17 protein-coding genes are annotated in these 17,437 nt (G+C 72.7%); 7 read left to right on the top strand and 10 right to left on the bottom strand.

Annotated elements, in window-relative coordinates:
- Positions 1 to 60: 60 nt before the first annotated feature.
- From mtnK to ACH4S9_RS13960, 4 genes are all read right to left on the bottom strand, one after another.
- Positions 61 to 1,266: an S-methyl-5-thioribose kinase gene (gene mtnK, locus ACH4S9_RS13975; RefSeq protein ID WP_398371918.1), complete on the bottom strand. Its 1,206-nt coding sequence runs from the start codon at positions 1,264 to 1,266 to the stop codon at positions 61 to 63.
- Entirely contained in the window at positions 1,263 to 2,309 is a 1,047-nt protein-coding gene (locus tag ACH4S9_RS13970; RefSeq protein WP_311725282.1) for an ABC transporter permease, read from the bottom strand. The genes mtnK and ACH4S9_RS13970 overlap by 4 nt, the downstream gene beginning before the upstream one ends.
- Positions 2,310 to 2,392: 83 nt before the next feature.
- A complete protein-coding gene (locus ACH4S9_RS13965) occupies positions 2,393 to 3,868 on the bottom strand; it encodes a sugar ABC transporter ATP-binding protein (RefSeq protein ID WP_398372968.1) in 1,476 nt (491 codons plus the stop codon).
- 115 nt (positions 3,869 to 3,983) lie between these two features.
- The gene (locus ACH4S9_RS13960) at positions 3,984 to 5,087 is read right to left on the bottom strand and encodes a substrate-binding domain-containing protein (RefSeq protein WP_385351191.1); all 1,104 of its coding nucleotides are present in this window, start codon (positions 5,085 to 5,087) and stop codon (positions 3,984 to 3,986) included.
- Between the two features lie 296 nt (positions 5,088 to 5,383).
- Here ACH4S9_RS13960 and ACH4S9_RS13955 point away from each other — a divergent pair, with 296 nt between their 5' ends.
- The 4 genes from ACH4S9_RS13955 (at position 5,384) to ACH4S9_RS13940 (ending at position 8,129) form a co-directional block, all read left to right on the top strand.
- On the top strand, positions 5,384 to 5,971 hold the full coding sequence (locus ACH4S9_RS13955) for an acireductone dioxygenase (RefSeq protein WP_385351188.1): 588 nt from the start codon (positions 5,384 to 5,386) through the stop codon (positions 5,969 to 5,971).
- Complete coding sequence (gene mtnC, locus ACH4S9_RS13950) at positions 5,968 to 6,696, top strand: acireductone synthase (protein WP_398371914.1); 729 nt, start codon at positions 5,968 to 5,970, stop codon at positions 6,694 to 6,696. Before ACH4S9_RS13955 ends, mtnC begins: the two co-directional genes overlap by 4 nt.
- Positions 6,693 to 7,337, top strand: a complete 645-nt coding sequence (gene mtnB, locus ACH4S9_RS13945) for a methylthioribulose 1-phosphate dehydratase (RefSeq protein WP_311725278.1) — start codon at positions 6,693 to 6,695, stop codon at positions 7,335 to 7,337. Before mtnC ends, mtnB begins: the two co-directional genes overlap by 4 nt.
- Positions 7,338 to 7,658: 321 nt before the next feature.
- Positions 7,659 to 8,129 carry a hypothetical protein gene (locus tag ACH4S9_RS13940; protein WP_311725277.1) on the top strand — a complete coding sequence of 157 codons (471 nt, stop codon included), beginning with the start codon at positions 7,659 to 7,661 and terminating at the stop codon, positions 8,127 to 8,129.
- Between the two features lie 80 nt (positions 8,130 to 8,209).
- Here ACH4S9_RS13940 and mtnA read toward each other — a convergent pair whose 3' ends face one another.
- Positions 8,210 to 9,241 (bottom strand): S-methyl-5-thioribose-1-phosphate isomerase, encoded by a 1,032-nt coding sequence (gene mtnA, locus ACH4S9_RS13935; RefSeq protein ID WP_361193866.1) that lies wholly within the window; start codon positions 9,239 to 9,241, stop codon positions 8,210 to 8,212.
- A 124-nt stretch (positions 9,242 to 9,365) separates the two neighbouring features.
- Here mtnA and ACH4S9_RS13930 point away from each other — a divergent pair, with 124 nt between their 5' ends.
- The 3 genes from ACH4S9_RS13930 to ACH4S9_RS13920 all read left to right on the top strand — a co-directional run bounded on the left by ACH4S9_RS13930 (position 9,366) and on the right by ACH4S9_RS13920 (position 11,470).
- Entirely contained in the window at positions 9,366 to 9,977 is a 612-nt protein-coding gene (locus ACH4S9_RS13930; RefSeq protein WP_385351177.1) for a sulfite oxidase-like oxidoreductase, read from the top strand.
- The gene (locus ACH4S9_RS13925) at positions 9,970 to 10,728 is read left to right on the top strand and encodes a ferredoxin reductase (protein WP_398371911.1); all 759 of its coding nucleotides are present in this window, start codon (positions 9,970 to 9,972) and stop codon (positions 10,726 to 10,728) included. Before ACH4S9_RS13930 ends, ACH4S9_RS13925 begins: the two co-directional genes overlap by 8 nt.
- Positions 10,729 to 10,798: 70 nt before the next feature.
- Positions 10,799 to 11,470 (top strand): FadR/GntR family transcriptional regulator, encoded by a 672-nt coding sequence (locus tag ACH4S9_RS13920; protein WP_311725274.1) that lies wholly within the window; start codon positions 10,799 to 10,801, stop codon positions 11,468 to 11,470.
- A gap of 246 nt (positions 11,471 to 11,716) precedes the next feature.
- On the opposite strand, the gene ACH4S9_RS13915 is transcribed toward ACH4S9_RS13920, so the two are convergent.
- From ACH4S9_RS13915 to ACH4S9_RS13895, 5 genes are read right to left on the bottom strand one after another with little or no spacing between them, the layout of a single operon-like run.
- Positions 11,717 to 12,565, bottom strand: a complete 849-nt coding sequence (locus ACH4S9_RS13915; protein WP_398371908.1) for an amidohydrolase family protein — start codon at positions 12,563 to 12,565, stop codon at positions 11,717 to 11,719.
- A 33-nt stretch (positions 12,566 to 12,598) separates the two neighbouring features.
- Positions 12,599 to 13,606: an aldo/keto reductase gene (locus tag ACH4S9_RS13910; protein ID WP_385350692.1), complete on the bottom strand. Its 1,008-nt coding sequence runs from the start codon at positions 13,604 to 13,606 to the stop codon at positions 12,599 to 12,601.
- Between the two features lie 35 nt (positions 13,607 to 13,641).
- Positions 13,642 to 14,688, bottom strand: a complete 1,047-nt coding sequence (locus ACH4S9_RS13905; RefSeq protein WP_361191263.1) for an ABC transporter permease — start codon at positions 14,686 to 14,688, stop codon at positions 13,642 to 13,644.
- A complete protein-coding gene (locus ACH4S9_RS13900) occupies positions 14,685 to 16,331 on the bottom strand; it encodes a sugar ABC transporter ATP-binding protein (RefSeq protein WP_385350688.1) in 1,647 nt (548 codons plus the stop codon). The genes ACH4S9_RS13905 and ACH4S9_RS13900 overlap by 4 nt, the downstream gene beginning before the upstream one ends.
- Before the next feature lie 2 nt (positions 16,332 to 16,333).
- Positions 16,334 to 17,368, bottom strand: a complete 1,035-nt coding sequence (locus ACH4S9_RS13895; protein ID WP_311725269.1) for a sugar ABC transporter substrate-binding protein — start codon at positions 17,366 to 17,368, stop codon at positions 16,334 to 16,336.
- Positions 17,369 to 17,437: the final 69 nt, after the last annotated feature.

The following is a 17,437-nucleotide window of genomic DNA, read 5'->3' as shown; positions in this document are numbered from 1 at the left end:
AAGGCCCGAAGGGGAGGCTCCGCTGCGGAGCCTCCCCTTCGCCGCGTCCCCCGGTGGCCGCTACGGCGCAGTGCCGACCCGCTCGGCCAGCGCCCGGACGCCGGCGGCGTCCGGGAGGCGGTCGCGGCCCAGGATGAGCTCGCGGCCGAGCAGCAGGGCGCGGCGGGAGGCGGGGCCGGGGTCGGGCAGGGTGGTCAGGTCGGTGAGGTGGGCGAAGCCGATGACGCGGCGGATGATCTCCGTACCGGCGAAGCCCAGGCTCTCCGACCACACCTGGCGCAGAAAGCGGTCCAGGTAGGCGTCGTCGAAGAAGGTGTCGACCCGGGTCGGCCACAGCCGGCGCAGCTCCGCCTCGAAGGCGTCCCAGCTGAGGGCGAGCTGGTCGGCGTGGTCGCCCGGGGTGCCGAGCGCCCGGGCGCGCAGCTCGGAGACGAGGACGTTGCCCCAGTACAGGCCGAGGTCGAAGCCGATCGGGCCGACGAAGGAGAACTCCGGGTCGAAGACCCGGACCACGTCGGCGCCCTGACGGGTGCCCACCATGACGCTGCCGGTGTGCAGATCGCCGTGCAGCAGCGCCTGGGCGCTGGTCATGAAGACATGCCGCAGGGCCGCGACCTCGGTGCGAAGTGCGGGGTCGGCGCGGAAGGCGGCGGCGAGGTCGTCGAGGCTGTCGTGCCAGTGGTTGTGCTCGTGGTCGAGATAGGGCTCGCTGAGCACCACATCCTCGGTGATCTTGCATAGCTCGGGGCTGACCGAGGTGGCGATCAGCTCCTTGCGGGTGGCGGAGGCCATGCCGAAGTCGCTGGTGGCGAAGGAGAGCGCGGCGACGAAGGCACCGATGTGGCGGGACACCTCGCCGTAGTCCCCGCCCTCGTTGAGGTGGGTCCGCAGCACCCGCAGATCGGACATGTCCTCCATGGTGAGGGCGTAGTTGCCGGCGTCGTAGCCGTGGATGGCCGGGATGGTGTCCGGGGCGACGGCGGCGACCTGCCGGTAGGCGCGGGCCTCGGCGTCGGCGCGGGCGGGGCTCATGGGCCAGGAGGGGCCGGCGACGCGGACCCAGGGCAGCGCCTGCTTGACGGCGAGGCTGCGGGTGCCGTCGGGGGTGCGGGCGATGAACACCCGGTTCATGTTGCCGTCGGAGACCTCGTGGACCTCGATGGCGTCGCCGTTCCAGTGGCCCAGGCCCCGCAGATAGCCGGGGATGTCCTCGGGCTCCAGGACCCGGTAGGCGGGCGGGGTGTCGGGGTGCGGCGGGTGCGTCATCGGCGGTTTCCTCGGGACAGTGTGAAGCTGAAGACCAGGGCGAGGATCAGCACCGCGCCCTCGACCACGTCCTGTGTGTAGTACGGCAGGCCCTTGATGGTCAGGCCGGTGGTGATGACGCCGATGAGGACGGCACCGAGCGCGGTCCCCCAGACGTTGGGCTTGCCGCGGCCGAGCACGGAGGTGCCGACCAGCGCCACGGCGACCGCCTCCAGCAGCTGGGAGGTGCCGGCGGAGACATCGCCCTGGCCGATCCTGGAGGCCAGGATCAGTCCGCCGATGGAGGCGAGGACGCCCGACAGGACGTAGGCGAGGGCGCGGTAGGCGCCGACGCGGACGCCGGCGAGCCGGGTCGCCTCCGGGTTCGACCCGATCGCGTACAGCACCCGGCCCCAGCGGGTGCGGGAGAGGAAGACCCAGGCGACGAGGGTGAGTCCGGCGAAGATGACCACCGAGACGGGCACCCCGGCGACGGTGCCCCGGTCGATGGACAGAAAGCCCTCGGTGAACTTGCCGGGCGCGGTGGTGCCGTCGTCCAGGGTCATGCCGGGCGAGATCGACTGGCCGTCGACGAGGATCAGTTTCAGGCCCTGGATGACGAACATGGTGCCGAGGGTGGCCAGCATGTCGGGGACCTTGAGGACCACGATCAGCAAGGCGTTGACGAGTCCGGCGAGCGCGCCCGCCACGATCACCGCGATCACCGCGACCGTGCCGACCTGGTTGTAGACGACCATCGTCTTGGCGGCGACGGTCACGCCGAGTCCGGCCACCGCCCCCACCGACATGTCCATTCCGCCGACGGCCATGGTGAGGGTGACGCCGAGGCCGAGGATGGCGGCGACGGAGACATAGCGGAGGGTGTCCAGGAGCGTCGCCGAGTCGCGGAAGGTGGGCTCGGTGAGCGAGAAGAACGCGAAGAGGGCGACAGTGACGAAGATGAAGCCGTATTTGATGACGGCGCCCTGGACGCGCTGACCGGCGCCCGCCGCGGCCGTCTTCCCGGCCGTCACCGGTGGGGCGGTGGAAGGGGTGAGGGTCATCGCAGGGCCTGCTTCTTCCTTCGTCTCGTGCTGCTTGTGGTGCTGGTCTGTGGTGGTGCCGCGCGGGGTGCCCCGGTGCGGCGTCACACGGATGCCGAGATGGCCTGGATGACCTGGTCGCGCTCGGCGTCGGCGCCGTACGCGTCGAGGCGGATCTCCCCGTCGGCGAGGACGACGACGCGGTCGGCGACCTCCAGGACCTCATCCACGTCGGCGCTGAGCACGACGACGGCCGAACCGTCGGCGGCCAGGGCGCGGGCGCGGCGGCCGATGTCGCGGCGGGCGCCGATGTCCACGCCTCGGAACGGCTCGTCCAGTATCAGGACGCGGGGGCGCTCGGCGAGCCAGCGCCCGACCACGACCTTCTGCTGATTTCCGCCGGAGAGCTCCTCGACGGGGCTGGTCTCGTCGCGGGCCACGACGCCGAGTTCGGCGATGGTGCGGCGGCCCAGCTCGGCCTCCTGGCCGCCCCGGACCAGTCCGGCGAGGGAGAGGGAGGACAGGAAGGGCAGTGAGATGTTGCGCGCCACGGACCAGCCGGGGATCAGCGCGTCCGCGTGCCGGTCCTCGGGCACCAGGTGGACGCCGCGGCGGATGGCGTCGGCGGGGCGGCGCGGCCGGTACGGCTCGCCGTCCAGTTCCAGCTCCCCCACGCGGAACGGCTCGGCGCCGAACACCCCGCGCGCCAGCTCGGTCTTGCCCGCCCCGAGGAGCCCCACGACGCCGGTGACCTCGCCCTCGCGCAGATCGAGGTCCTGGGGCAGCCGGCCGGGCAGCAGCGGTACGCCGCGCAGCGAGAGCGCGACGGCCCCGCCGCGCCGGCCGTCGGCCGGCCGGGCGGTGGTCGCGGCCTGCGGCTGGGCGAGCATGGCGCGCAGCGCGCGGTCCCAGTCGAAGGGCCGCGAGAGGTCTTCGGTGAGACGGCCGTCTCGCAGAACGACCAGCCGGTCGGCGAGGGAGTCGATCTCGCCGAGCCGGTGGGACACATAGAGCACCGCGATCCCCTCGGCCCGCAGCCGCTCCACGATCGCGAACAGCCGCGTCGCCTCGGCCGAGGACAGGGCCGAGGTCGGCTCGTCGAGGATCAGCAGCCGGGGGCGGGTGGACAGGGCGCGGGCGAGGATCAGCAGCTGCTGGTCGGAGATGCCGAGCTCGGCGACGTCGCGGCGCAGCAGGTCCGTGGACCAGCCGAGGCCGAGGGTGTCCTGGATCTCGCGGGCGCGGGCGAGGACCTGACGGGTGCCCAGGAAGGGGTTGCCGCCGCGCTGGGCCAGCTCCTCGAAGACCAGGTTCTCGGCGACGGACAGGCCGGGCACCACGCCCTCGCCGATCCGCTGGTGCACGGTGCGGATGCCCAGGGCGTGCGCGGCGGCGGGCGAGGGCAGGGCGGCGGGCTCGCCGCCGACGAGCACCCGGCCGCCGTGTCCCGCGTGCACCCCGGAGAGCACCTTGATCAGGGTGGACTTGCCCGCCCCGTTGGCTCCCAGCAGCGCGACCACGCTGCCGGGAGTGATGTCCAGGGACACCGAGGTGAGTACGGGCTTGCCGCCGAAGGCCATGCTGACCTCGCGCAGCGAGACCGCGGGCACCTCCGCGCGGGCGCCCGGCGCGGGGCCGTCCCCGGCCGCGGAGCCGTCTCCGGAGTCGGCGTCGGCGTCGGCGTCGGCCGTCGGCTCAGTGGGCGACATTGGGGATCCAGTCCGCCGTGCTGACCTTGCTGAGGTTGAGGGCGGGGAGCGCGGTGCGCAGCTGGTTCAGGTTCTGGATCTTCTTGCTCACCAGGAAGTCGCGGGTGATCGCGACGGCCGGGAACTCGACCGACTTGGTCGTCAGCTGACCGGCGAGTTCCAGGGCGGTGGTGCGGACCACGGCGGCGCCGACGGCGGACGGGTCGGTGCCCGCCGTGGCGGCCCAGGGGCTGTTCTTGGCGGTGATGACCTGGATGTCGGCGTTGGAGACATCGGCGCCGAACACCTTGACCTTGCCCGCCAGCTTCTTGTTCTGGACCGCGAGGACGGTGCCCTTGGCCAGCTCGTCGTACGGGGCGAAGATGCCCGCGACGCCGGAGTGCTGGGTGAGGGCGGCGCTGACCAGCGGGACGTTGTCGGTGGCGGTGGAGTCAGTGACCTTGCCGACCTTGAACGCCTGCTTCCAGCCGTTGTCGGTGAGTCGCTTCTTCCAGACGCTGTCGCGCTTGTCGAGCGCGGCGTATCCGGCGACGTTGACGTAGCCGACCTCGGCCTTCTTGCCGAGCTCCTTGGTCATCACGTCCAGGACGGCGTTGGCCATGCTGGCGTCGTCCTGCTTGGTGGAGATGACCTCGGGGTTCTTGGTCTCGACGTCGTAGACGACGACCTTGATGCCCTTCTTGACCGCCTTGTCGATCTCCGGCTGGATGGTCGAGGGGAAGCCGTGGTCGACGATGATCGCCTTAGCCCCGGAGTTGATCGCGGCCGACAGGTCGGTGGCCTGCTTGGCGTTGTCCGCCTGGGCGTCGTAGACGGTGAGGTCGATGCCGAGCGCCTTGGCCTGCGCCTTGGCGCCGTTGCCCCACTGCTCGAAGTAGTCGCCCGCGCCGCTCTGCCGGACCAGGGCGACCTTGACCTTCCCCTGGTCGAAGGGCGCGGGCTTCTTGCCGGTCGCGGCCTTCGCCGAGGCGGGGGTGTCCCCGGAGGGTCCGGTGTCCGAGGCTGAGGAGGACTGGGAGCAGCCGGTGGCGACCAGGGCGGTGAGCGAGACGAGGGAGGCCGCGGCGAGGGGCAGTCTGGAGCGGGACATGGGGATCTCCGGGTGATGCGGCGGCACGGGGGTGCCGGGTTGTGGGACGGGAAGGACTACGGCGGCAAGGGTCAGCTACAGCTGGCCGTAGTCGTCCGATGGAGATCCACGTACAGCCGCCGAACGAGCAGCAGCGTCTTCATGACCACATCATGAGAACGGTTTCAGCCATACGTCAAAGGTCAGGGCGTTCCTTCTCACGTCCTGAGACGCGTTCTTCCTCACACCTCGCGATATGTCGGCCCCGGGTTACTATCCGGCTTCAACCCCTCCCCTCTTCCGGCTTGGAGTCCTTGATGACCCTTCTGACCACCTGGCCGGAGTCCGGCCCGGACACCGTGGTGCGCCGCACCGAGGACCCCGCCGAGATCGCCGCGGCGCTCGCCCCGATCGGTGTGCGCTACGAGCGGTGGCCCGTCCGCGAGGACGTGCCCCAGGACGCCGACAGCGACACCGTCTTCGCCGCGTACCGCGCCGAGATCGACAAGCTGGTCGGGGAGGAGTCCTTCGCCACCGTCGACGTGGTCGCCCTGCACCCCGGCGACGACGCCGAGTGGCCCGCGAAGGCCAGGGCGGCGCGCGAGAAGTTCCTCAGGGAGCACACCCACGACGATGACGACGAGGTCCGCTTCTTCGTCGCGGGCGCGGGCGTCTTCTATCTGCACGTGGGCGGCGAGGTGCACGCCGTGCTGTGCGAGGCGGGCGACCTCCTCGGGGTGCCGCGCGGCACCACCCACTGGTTCGACATGGGCGTCTCCCCGTCCTTCACCGCCATCCGCTTCTTCCACGAGGAGGACGGCTGGATCGGCAACTTCACCGGCAGCGAGATCGCCCTGCGCTTCCCCGACTTCGACGCGCTGAAGGCCGGGCGGACCGCCGCGTGAGCCCTGCCGTCTCCTTCGCCGGCGTCGAGTCGGTGGTGCTCGACATCGAGGGCACCACCAGCGCCACCGGGTTCGTCGTCGAGGTGCTCTACCCGTACTCGCGCGAGCGGTTCGGCGCGCTGCTGGCCGAGCGGGCGCAGGAGCCGGCGGTGCGACGGGCGGCGGAGCAGGTCCGCGCGGCGGCGGGCGAGCCGGAGGCCGACGCCGCCCGGATCGAGCGGATCCTGGGGTCGTGGCTGGACGAGGACCGCAAGGCCACGCCGCTGAAGACGCTTCAGGGCATCATCTGGTCGGAGGGGTTCGCGCGCGGCGAGCTGGTCTCGCACTTCTACCCCGACACCATCCCGGCGCTGCGCCACTGGCAGGCGGCGGGGCTGCGGCTGCACATCTACTCCTCCGGGTCGGTGGCCGCGCAGCGCGCATGGTTCGGCCACACGCCCGAGGGGGATCTGATCCCCCTGCTCGACGGGTTCTACGACACGGAGAACGCGGGCCCCAAGCAGTCCCCCGGGTCCTATGCCGCGATCACCGCGGCCATCGGCACCGACCCGGCGGGCACCCTCTTCCTCTCCGACCGCCCGGGCGAGCTGGACGCGGCCCGCGCGGCGGGCTGGCGCACCGTCGGCGTACGGCGCCCCGGCGAGCCGTACTTCGAGCAGGGCGTCGGCGACCACCCCGAGGCCGCGGGCCTCGACGAGATCACTCTCACAAGGAGCACCCCGTGACGGAGACCGCGGACCTGGAGCAGGGACCGGACCAGGACCTGGAGCGGGCCGGAGCCGTGCTGGCGGCCGAGGCGGCGCGCTTCGCGTCGTTCGGCTGGATGCGCGGCACCTCCGGCAATCTGTCGATGGTGCTCTCGCGCGACCCGCTGCGCCTCGCCGTCACCGCGAGCGGCCGGGACAAGGGCGAGCTGGCCCCCTCCGATGTGGTCCTGGTGGACGCGGCGGGCGCGGCGGTGCCGCTGCCGGACGGCCGCGCGCCGGGCAGGCCCTCGGCCGAGGCCGAGCTGCATGCCCGTGTGGCCCGGCTGACGGGTGCGGGCGCGGTGGTCCATGTGCACACCGTCGCCTCGGTGGCCCTGGGCCGCCGCCACCCCGGCGGGCTGGTGTTCAAGGACCTGGAGATGCTCAAGGGCGTGGGCCACCCGGCGGAGGGCGAGGAGATCACCCTGCCGGTGATCGCCAACAGCCAGGACATGCGGGTCCTCGGCGACCGCCTGGAGGAGGCCCGCGACCCGCGGATGCCGGCGGTGGTGGTCGCCGGACACGGGCTGTACGTATGGGGCGCGGATCCGCGGCAGGCGCGCCACCACACGGAGGTCGTGGAGTGGCTGCTGGAACTGGAGCTGGCGGGCGGGCGGTAGCCCGGCGCCGCGCTCGGGCCGGGGCGCGCCGCGCGCGCTCCGGCCCGGCGAACTGACTCGCCAGTAAAAAATCAGTGAATCGCTCTTGCGTTCTTCGGTGGCGCGCGCATCAATAACAGCGCCCCGCCTGACGGTCAGTCAGGGCCGGTGGCGGTCTGTGCGAGGCCCGAGCCGCAGCCCCGCGCGATCTCACCCCCCGCACCGCGCACACGTACGCAGCGACGCGCCCTCGGGCGCGCCGGGATCCCGCCGCGCCTCGTGTGCGCCGCTCCACCAAGGACGCGGCTGGCAGGCACCTCCCCCACACCGGAAGGCAGTCCCATGAGACGCATGAAACTCGGGATCGGCACGGCACTGGGAGCAGCGGGCATGGCCATGGGCGCGCTCGCACTGGCGCCGACCGCCACCGCGGTCACCCCGACCACCGCGACCCTGACGGCCGACTGCGGGACCTATGGCTCCGGCCTGGCCACGCTCACGGCCACGCAGAGCGGGACGTCCGCGACCATCACCCTGTCCTCGGCCGCCATCAAGGCGCCGATCGATGTTCCGGCCGGCTCGGTCAACTCGACGCTGACCCTGTCGAAGAACGGCTCCGGAACCACCACCTTCACCGGCAGCTCCAACCCGGCCATTCCGACCGGGTCCGATGTGACCACCGGCCCGCTCAAGGGCACGGTCGCCACCGGTGACGTCCTCGAGGCCAAGTCGCTGAAGCTGGTGATCTTCGGCCTCATCACGGTGAACTGCACCGCCACCTCGGCTCAGTCGCCGGGTCCGTTCACCTTCTGATCGCGTACAGCGCGTCCGGGCACCATGTGATCGTCGGCGGACCGGCGTCCCCCCGGCAGGGGGCGCCGGTCCGCTCGGCGTCAGGTCAGGTGCTCGCCCGGCAGTTGCCCCGCCGCCACCTCCAGCACACCGCGCTCGGTGACCAGCGCGGTGACCAGCCGTCCGGGGGTGACGTCGAAGGCCGGGTTGTGGCCGCGCGAGGCCGCCGGGGCGGTGCGCACCCCGCCCCACTCCAGGACCTCCCGCTCGCCGCGCAGCTCGATGTGGATGTCCGTGCCGCTGCCGGTGGCCAGGTCGACGGTGGTCGTCGGGGCCGCGACCAGGAACGGGATGCCCGCGTCGGCGCAGGCCAGGGCGATGCCGACGGTGCCGACCTTGTTGGCGGTGTCCCCGTTGGCGGCGATGCGGTCCGCGCCCACGAGGGCCGCGTCCACCTCCCCGCGCAGGATCGTGCCCGCGGCCGCGCCGTCGGCCTGGACGTAGTGCGGGATGCCCTCGTGGGCCAGCTCCCAGGCGGTGAGCCGGGACCCCTGGAGCAGCGGGCGGGTCTCGTCCGCGTACACCACCTCCACCAGGCCGCGCGCGTGCAGCTCCCGGACCACGCCGAGCGCGGTGCCCCAGCCCGCGGTGGCCAGGGCGCCGGTGTTGCAGTGCGTCAGCAGGCGCAGCGGCCGGTCCGCGGCCAGCCGCTTCACCAGCCAGTCGGCGCCGTACGCGCCCATGGCGCGGTTGGCCAGCTGGTCCTCGCGCAGCACGGCGTGCGCCTCGGTCAGCGCCGCGTCCCTCCCCCGGTCGAGCAGCGGCAGCACCCGGTCCACGCAGACGGCCAGGTTCACGGCGGTGGGCCGGGCCTCGCGGATGCGCGAGACGGCGGCCAGGAGCGCCGTACGGTCCCAGCCCTCGCGCTCGGCCTGCCGCTGCGCCACCACCACGCCGTACGCCCCGGCGGCGCCGATGGCCGGGGCGCCGCGCACGACCAGCCGCTGGATGGCGTCCACCAGGGCGTCCACGTCGTCGACGCGGAGCCGCTCCAGCCGGTCCGGCAAGGCGGTCTGGTCGATCAGCCACAGGCCGTCTTCGGCCCACTCGACGGCGCGCAGTTCCTGGCTCACGGGTGACGCTCCTGGACGTACGGGAGGGGTGGTGTGGGGGTGGCGCCACCGTACATGAGCTGCGCGAACCACACTTCGAGACGCCCGGGCGGCGGGCCCGGGCCGGTGCTAGCCTCCTTGCGTCATGAGCACCACCCGCGGCTTCACCGGCCGCCCCCGTACCGCCGGCCCCGATCCGCGGCTGCCTCCCGGGCAGTACGACGCGGGCGACGCCTTCCCCGTACTCGCCTCCGAGGTCACGCCCCGGCTGGCCGCCGCCGACTGGACCTTCCGCATCGACGGCCTGGTGGCCCGGCCCCGCACCTGGGGCCACGAGGAGCTGCGGGAGCTGCCGCGCGCGGAGTACCGCGGCGACATCCACTGTGTGACCGGCTGGTCCAAGTTCGGGGTGCGGTTCGCCGGGGTCAGTCTGGACGACCTCCTCGCGCAGGCGGGGCCCACGGCCGGCGCCACCCACGCGATCGCCTACTCGCACACCGGCTACACCACCGACCTGGAGCTGGCGGATCTGACCGGCGGCCGGGCCTGGATCGCCTTCGAGTACGACGGGCGGCCGCTGGCCCCCGAGCACGGCGGCCCGGCCCGGCTGCTGGTGCCGCACCTGTACTTCTGGAAGAGCGCCAAGTGGATCGCCGGGCTGAGGCTGCTCGACCACGACGAGCCCGGCTTCTGGGAGCAGAACGGCTACCACCGGCGCGGCAACCCGTGGCGGGAGGAGCGCTACGCCGGTGACTGACGCCCCCGCCGTGCCCCCGCCCTTCGTGCCCGACACCGCGTTCGCGGTCCCGGGCCGGATCGTGCCCAGCAACCGCGCCGCCGCCCGCTGGCAGCCCGCGCGCATCGCCGCGATCCGCCGGGAGACCCCGCGCGCCACCACCTTCCGGCTCGCGCTGTCCCACTGGACGCCGCATGCGCCGGGCCAGCACTACATGGTGCGGCTGACCGCGCCGGACGGCTACACCGCGACGCGCCACTACTCGGTGGCCTCCCCGCCCGAGGACGAGGGCTTCATCGAGCTCACCGTCGGCCATGTGGCGGGCGGCGAGGTGTCCGGCCATCTGCACACCACCGCCCGCCCCGGCGACACGGTGGAGGTGCGCGGCCCGCTCGGCGGCTTCTTCGCCTGGCCCGGCGACCGGCCCGCGCTGCTGCTGGGCGCGGGCACGGGGGTGGTGCCGCTGATGGCGATGGTGCGCCACCACCGGCGCCGTGGGCTGAGTGTGCCGCTGCGGCTGATCGTCAGCGCCCGTACCCGCGAGGACCTGCTCTACGCCGACGAGTACGGCGCGGAGACCACGGCCGTACTGACCCGCACCGCCGGGCGGCTGTCCGCCGCCCATGTGTCCCCGTATCTTCGGGGCGGCGAGCAGGCGGCGGACTGGGAGGCGTATGTGTGCGGCGGCAACGGCTTCGCCGAACACGCCTCCCGGATCCTGGTCGACGGCGGACAGCCGGTGAACCGCATCCGTATCGAACGCTTCGGGTGAGCGGCGGGCGGGCGACGGAAGGCGCCATAATGGGGGCAGACATCGGATGTCTGAACCGGGGAGGTCCATCATGGCGGTCACCGACGAGGCGATCGAAAAGATCAAGGGCATGATCGTCTCGGGTGCGCTGCGCCCGGGTGACCGGCTCCCGAAGGAGAGCGAACTCGCCGCCGAGCTCGGCCTGTCCCGCAACTCGCTGCGCGAGGCGGTGCGCGCCCTGTCGCTGATCCGCATCCTGGACGTGCGCCAGGGCGACGGGACCTATGTCACCAGCCTGGACCCGCAGTTGCTGCTGGAGGCGCTGAGCTTCGTCGTCGACTTCCACCGCGACGACACCGTGCTGGAGTTCCTCGCGGTCCGCCGCATCCTGGAGCCCGCGGCCACGGCGCTGGCCTGCACCCGGATCAGCGACGCCACGCTGGACGCGCTGGGCGCGCAGCTGGACGCGCTCGGGCCGGAGCCCTCGGTGGAGGAACTGGTCGCATGCGACCTGGACTTCCACCGGGGCATCGTCCAGGCCTCCGGGAACTCGGTGCTGTGCTCGCTGCTGGACGGGCTGTCCGGGCCGACGACGCGCGCCCGGGTCTGGCGCGGGCTGACCCAGGAGGACGCGGTCAGCCGCACGCTGCATGAGCATCGGGCGATTTTGGGGGCGCTGCGGGATCGGGATGTGGAGGCGGCGCGGTCCTGGGCGACGGTGCATGTCGCGAGCGTGGAGCAGTGGCTGCGGTCCACGCTGTGAGTCCCGGCCCGCCGGGCCGGGCCCCGCGCCTGCGGCGGGCCTTGTCCCCTACCCGCCCCTTCCCGAACCTGGGGGCAAGCCCCCAGACCCCGGACGCCCTTCGGGCGTGTCCTCAGTCGCCGGACGGGCTGGCTAGCCCGTCCGGCGACTGAGGACCGGGGTCCGTGGGCAGAGCCCCCCACGCGGCGGAGCCGCATATCGATGCTGCGGGAAGGGGCGGGGAGGGGAGCAAGCCCGCCGCAGGCGCTACGCGCCGAGGCCGTACGCGCGGGTCGCCGAGGTGCCGAAGACCGCCGCCCGCTCCGCCTCCGTGAGGCGCCGCGTGGCGCGGTCGGCCAGGTCGACCACCTGGTCGTAGGTCGCGGCGAGGGTGCATACGGGCCAGTCGGAGCCGAAGAGCACCCGGTCGGGGCCGAAAGTGTCGAGCACATGCTCCGCGTAGGGCAGCACGTGCTCCGGGAGCCAGGAGTCCCATGCGGCCTCGGTCACCAGACCGGAGAGCTTGCAGACGACGTTCGGCAGCGCCGCCAGCGCGGCCAGTTCCCCGTCCCAGGGGTCGCGGGCGCCGCTCGCGACGGGCGGCTTGGCCGCGTGGTCGAGGACGAAGCGCAGGCCGGGCAGATCGCGGACGGCGTCGATGGCGGCGGGCAGTTCGCGCGGGGTGATCAGCAGGTCGTAGGCGAGGTCCGCGTCCGCGAGGTGGGTGAGTCCGCGGCGGACGTCGGGGCGGGCCAGCCAGTGCCGGTCCGGCTCGTCCTGCACCTGGTGGCGCAGGCCGACCAGGCGGTCCCCGCCGGGCGCGGCGCGCAGGGCCGCGAGGACGTCGGGCAGGGCGGGGTCGGTGAGATCGGCCCAGCCGACGACGCCCGCGACGCGGGCCGAGGCGTGGGCCACGGCGAGGAGTTCGACCGTCTCGTCGTGGGAGGAGCTGGACTGCACCACGACCGTGGCGTCGACGCCGTTCGCCCCGAGGTGCGGCTCCAGGTCCTCGAGGGTGAACGTACGGTGGATCGGGTCGGCCCAGGGGCCGTCCATCCAGGGCTGGTCGCGGCGGGCCAGGTCCCACAGATGGTGGTGGGCGTCGATGCGCGGCACGGGAGTGCGCTCCTCCGGGTAGGCAGTGGGGCGTCAGCGGGCGGTCGTCGTCGGCAGGGGGAGGTCCTCGTCGAGCAGGCCGCGGTCCACCAGGGCCGGCCACAGCTCGTCCGGGATGTCGTATCCGAACATCTCGGCGTTGTCGCGCACTTCTTCCGGCGAGGCGCAGCCGACGACCGCCGCGGCCACGGCCGGGTGGCCGAAGGGGAAGCGCAGGGCCGCCGCCCGCAGCGGCACGCCGAACTCGGCGCAGACCGCGGCCAGGCGCCGGGCGCGCTCCAGGATGTCGGCGGGCGCCTGCTGGTAGTTGTAGTGCGCGTTCGGGCCGGGGTCGGCGAGCAGGCCGGAGTTGTAGACGCCACCGACGACCACGGAGGTGCCGCGCCGCTCGCACACGGGCAGCAGGTCGTCGTGGGCGGTGCGCTCCAGGAGGGTCCAGCGGCCGGCGCACAGCACGACGTCGACGTCGAGGTCGGCCACGAACCGGGCGAGCACATCGCTGTGGTTCATGCCGAAGCCGATGGCGCGTACGCGCTTCTGGTCGCGGAGTTCGGCCAGGGCCGGGAAGGCGGTCTCATAGACCTCGGGGATGTGGTTTTCCACATCGTGGAGGTAGACGATGTCGACGCTCTCCAGGCCGAGGCGGTCCAGGGAGGACTCCAGGGTGGCGCGGATCCCGTCCCGGGTCAGATCCCACTCGCGGACGCGGTCCGGGGTCGCCACGAACCCCTGGGCGTCGACCGGCTCCCCGGGTCTGCGCGGCCGCAGGGCGCGCCCCACCTTGGTGGAGAGGGTGTACGAGGCGCGGTCGCGGCCCGCCAGCGCGCGCCCGAGGCGCTCCTCGGAGAGGCCGACCCCGTAGTGCGGCGCGGTGTCCATATAGGTGCACCCGGCCTCGAAGGCGGCCTGGACGGTGGCCAGGGCGCGCTCGTCGGGCATGGCGGTGTACAGATTGCCCAGGGTCGCGCAGCCGAGCCCGAGCGCCGGTACGTGTACGCCCGTGCGTCTGAGCTCGCGCGGCCCCTCGGGTGGCTGCGCCATGGGTCACTCGCCTTTCTCGCCGGTCATGCTGTCGGTCAGTCCTGCTTCTCGCCGCTGGCATAGCGGGAGATGATGAGCGCGACGATGATGATCGAGCCGTTGATGAACTGGTTCCACAGCGGCGGAACGCCGCCGAGCGTCATCACATTGACCACCAACTGAAGCGTAAGCACACCCGTGAGCGCGCCGAAGAGCGTGCCGCGCCCGCCCTTGAGGCTGATGCCTCCGATGACCGCGGCGGCGAACACCTGGAAGATCCAGCCGTTGCCCTGGGTGGCCGCCACCGAGCCGTAGTGGCCGGTGTAGAGGATGCCGGCGAAGGCGGCGAGCAGCCCGCCGACGGACAGCACGATCCAGGTGATCCGGTCGACCCGGATCCCGGCGGCGCGCGCGGCCTCCGGGTTGCCGCCGATGGCGTACAGCGCGCGCCCGTGGCGCAGATAGGCCAGCGCCAGGCCGCCGACCGCGTACAGCCCCAGGCAGATCCACACGGCGGCGGGGGCGCCCATCCAGCTCGCCTTGCCCAGGTAGCGGAAGGACTCGGGGACGTTGATGATCGACTGGCCCTCGGCGACGCCCACCTGGAGGCCGCGCAGCATGGTGAGCATGCCGAGCGTGGCGATGAACCCGTTGACGCGGAGCTTGAGGATGAGGAAGCCGTTGGCCGCCCCGATCGCGGCGCCGACGGCCAGGCACAGCGGGATCGCGGTCCAGGTGGGCAGCAGGCCCAGGCCCTCGAACCGGGCGCCGTGGGCGGGCAGCACCAGCCACAGGGCGATCACGGGGGCGACGGCGATGGTGGACTCCAGGGAGAGGTCCATCCGCCCGCAGATCAGGATCAGCGCCTCGCCCAGCACCAGCAGCCCCAGCTCGGTGGATTGCTGGACGACGCCGATCAGATTGTCCTGGGTGAGGAAGGCGGGCGAGACGATGAAGCCGATCACGCCCAGGACGAAGATCACCGGGACCAGGGAGAGATCCCGCCAGCGGGCGATGTCGATCTTCGGCCGCGCCCGTCCCGCCGTCGCCGGGTCGCCGGCCGCCACCACCTCGGCGGGGCGCTGCCGTGCGGTATCGGTCATGACTGGCTTCCCTCTTTCCCCTCAATTCCGGCGTTTTCCCTTGCCTGTTCCGCGCCGTGCCCCGCTTCGACCGCCGCGGACGCCGCGGTTTCCCGGTCGGCCATCCCCTCCATCGCGGCGACCAGCCCGTGGTCGCTCCAGTCGCTGCCGAACTCGGCGACGACCCGCCCGTGGAAGAACGCCAGCACGCGGTCGCACACCCGCAGGTCGTCCAGCTCGTCGGAGACGATCACGGCGCCGCTGCCGGCCGCCGCCACCTCCCGTACGACGCCCAGCAGAGAGTCCTTGGACTTCACGTCCACCCCGGCGGTCGGGCGGATGGCCACCAGGACGCTCGGCTCGCGGGCGAGCGCCCGCGCGATGACCACCTTCTGCTGATTGCCGCCGGAGAGGCCGGAGACGGGCTGTCCGGGGCCCGAGGTCTTGATGTCGAGCGAGGTGATCATGCGCTGGGCGAAGGCCCGGGTCCGGGAGGGCAGCACCGTCCCGAAGGGCCCGAGCTGGTCGGCCACGGTCAGCGTGGCGTTCTCGGCGACGCTGCGGCCCAGGACCAGGCCCTGGCGGTGCCGGTCCTCGGGTACGTAGCCGATGCCCGCGTCGATGGCGTGCGGCACGCTTCCGGGGCGTACGGCGCGGCCGCGCACCGCCACCCGCCCGCCGTCCGGCTTGCGCAGCCCGACGAGGGTCTCGCCGACCGCGGTGTTGCCGCTGGCCGTGGCCCCGGCCAGGCCCACCACCTCGCCCGGCCGCACCACCAGGTCCAGCGGGTCGAACTCGCCCGCGCGGGCGAGCCCTTCGGTGCGCAGCACCGGCTCCGCCCCCGGGCCGGTCTCCCGGCCCGGGCGGGGCGCGGGCACGGCTCCGCGCGCCCGCTCGGGCGGCCCGGCCTCGGCGTCCCCGGTCATCGCCGCGACCAGCTCGTCCTTGGGCAGTTCGGCGACCGGGGCGGTCACCACGTGCCGGGCGTCACGGAAGACGGTGACGGTGTCGCAGAGCTCGTAGACCTCCTGGAGGTGGTGCGAGATGAACAGGAAGGCCACGCCCTGGCGGCGCAGCTCCAGCAGCTTGGTGAAGAGCCGGTCGATGCCGCCCGCGTCGAGCTGGGCGGTGGGCTCGTCGAGGATGATCAGGCGGGCGCCGAAGGACAGCGCCCTGGCGATCTCGACGAACTGCCCCTGCTCGACGGTGAGGTCCTTGGCGCGGGTCTGCGGGTCGACGTCCACCCCGTACTCGGCCAGCAGGGCGCGGGCGTCCTCGCGCAGCGCGCGCCAGCGGATCCGCGCGGTGCCCTGGAAGCGGCCCAGGTAGAGGTTCTCGGCGACCGTCAGATCGGGCACCACCATGGACTTCTGGTAGACGCAGGCCACCTTGCGCTGCCAGGCGGCGGTGTCGCCGTAGCCGGGGGCGGGCTCGTCGGAGAAGGTGACGGTGCCCTCGTCCGGGCGCTCCATGCCGGTGAGCACGGACACCAGCGTGGACTTGCCCGCGCCGTTGCGCCCGACCAGCGCATGGGCCTCCCCGGGCCGTACGGACAGCTGCGCGCGGTCCAGGGCCAGGGTCGGCCCGAACCGTTTGACGATGCGCTCCGCCCGTACGGCGGTGGGCTCGGCCCCGGTGGCGGCGGGCTGGTCTGCGGCGGCCATGGCTACTTCTTCTCGAGCTGGTTGGCCCACAGCGCCTTGTCGTCGACGTTCTCCTTGGTGACCAGCGGCGCCGGAAGCTGGTCCTCCAGACCGTTCTTGATCTTGACGATCTCGGAGCCGTGGTCGGTCTTGCCGGGTTTGAACGTCTTGCCGTCCAGAGCCGCCTTGGCGTACTCCAGCGCGTACTTGGCGTAGAGGTCGGCGGGCTGGGAGAGGGTGGCGTCGATCTTCCCGGAGCGGATCGCGTCCAGCTCCTCCGGGATGCCGTCGTTGGAGATGATCGTGATGTGCCCGTCCGAACCGGCGGGCTTGAGCAGCTTCTTCTGCTCGAGCAGCGCGAGTGTGGGCTGGAGGAAGGCGCCGCCGGCCTGCATGTAGATGCCGTCGACGTCCTTGTGCTGGGCCAGCAGGCTCTGGAGCTTGGCGGAGGCGACGTCGCCCTTCCAGTCGGTGGGCAGCTCGTGCACCGTGATGCCGGGGAACTTGTCCTTCATGCACGACGCGAACGCCTCGGACCGGTCACGGCCGTTGATGGAGCTCAGATCGCCCTGGAGTTCGGCGACCCGGCCCTTGCCGCCCAGCTGCTTGCCCAGGTACTCGCAGGCCTTGGTGCCGTAGGCGCGGTTGTCGGCCCGTACGACCATGTAGACCTCGCCCGCGTCGGGGCGGGTGTCCACGCTGACGACGGGGATCTTCTTCTCCTTCAGCTGGTCGAGGGTGGAGGAGATCGCGCCGGTGTCCTGCGGGGCCATGATGATCGCCTTGGCGCCCTGGTCGGTGAAGGCCTGGACGTTGGCGACGAGCTTGGCGATGTCGTTCTGGGAGTTGGACAGCGGCAGCGCGTTGACCGTGCCGTCGTCGATGCCCTTCTCGAGGTACTGCTGGTAGGAGTTCCAGAAGTCCGTGTCCGTGCGCGGCATGTCGATACCGACCTTGCCCCCGCCGGCGCCGTTGCTCTCGCGGTTGCAGCCCGCGAGTGCGGCGGCGGCGAGCAGCACGGCACAGGCGACGGTGCCGGTCGTGCGGAGTCTCCTCATCGAGTCCCGTCCTTGATCGAATGGTGCGGCTCTGTGCTCCGGGGCTGTGGGGTGGTGCGACTGCGGTGG

It is taken from the genome of Streptomyces sp. NPDC021225 (assembly GCF_044332865.1).
Taxonomy (GTDB): domain Bacteria; phylum Actinomycetota; class Actinomycetes; order Streptomycetales; family Streptomycetaceae; genus Streptomyces.
The sequence above is the reverse complement of the archived record's forward strand: the minus strand, read 5'-3'. Positions and strand labels throughout refer to the sequence as shown.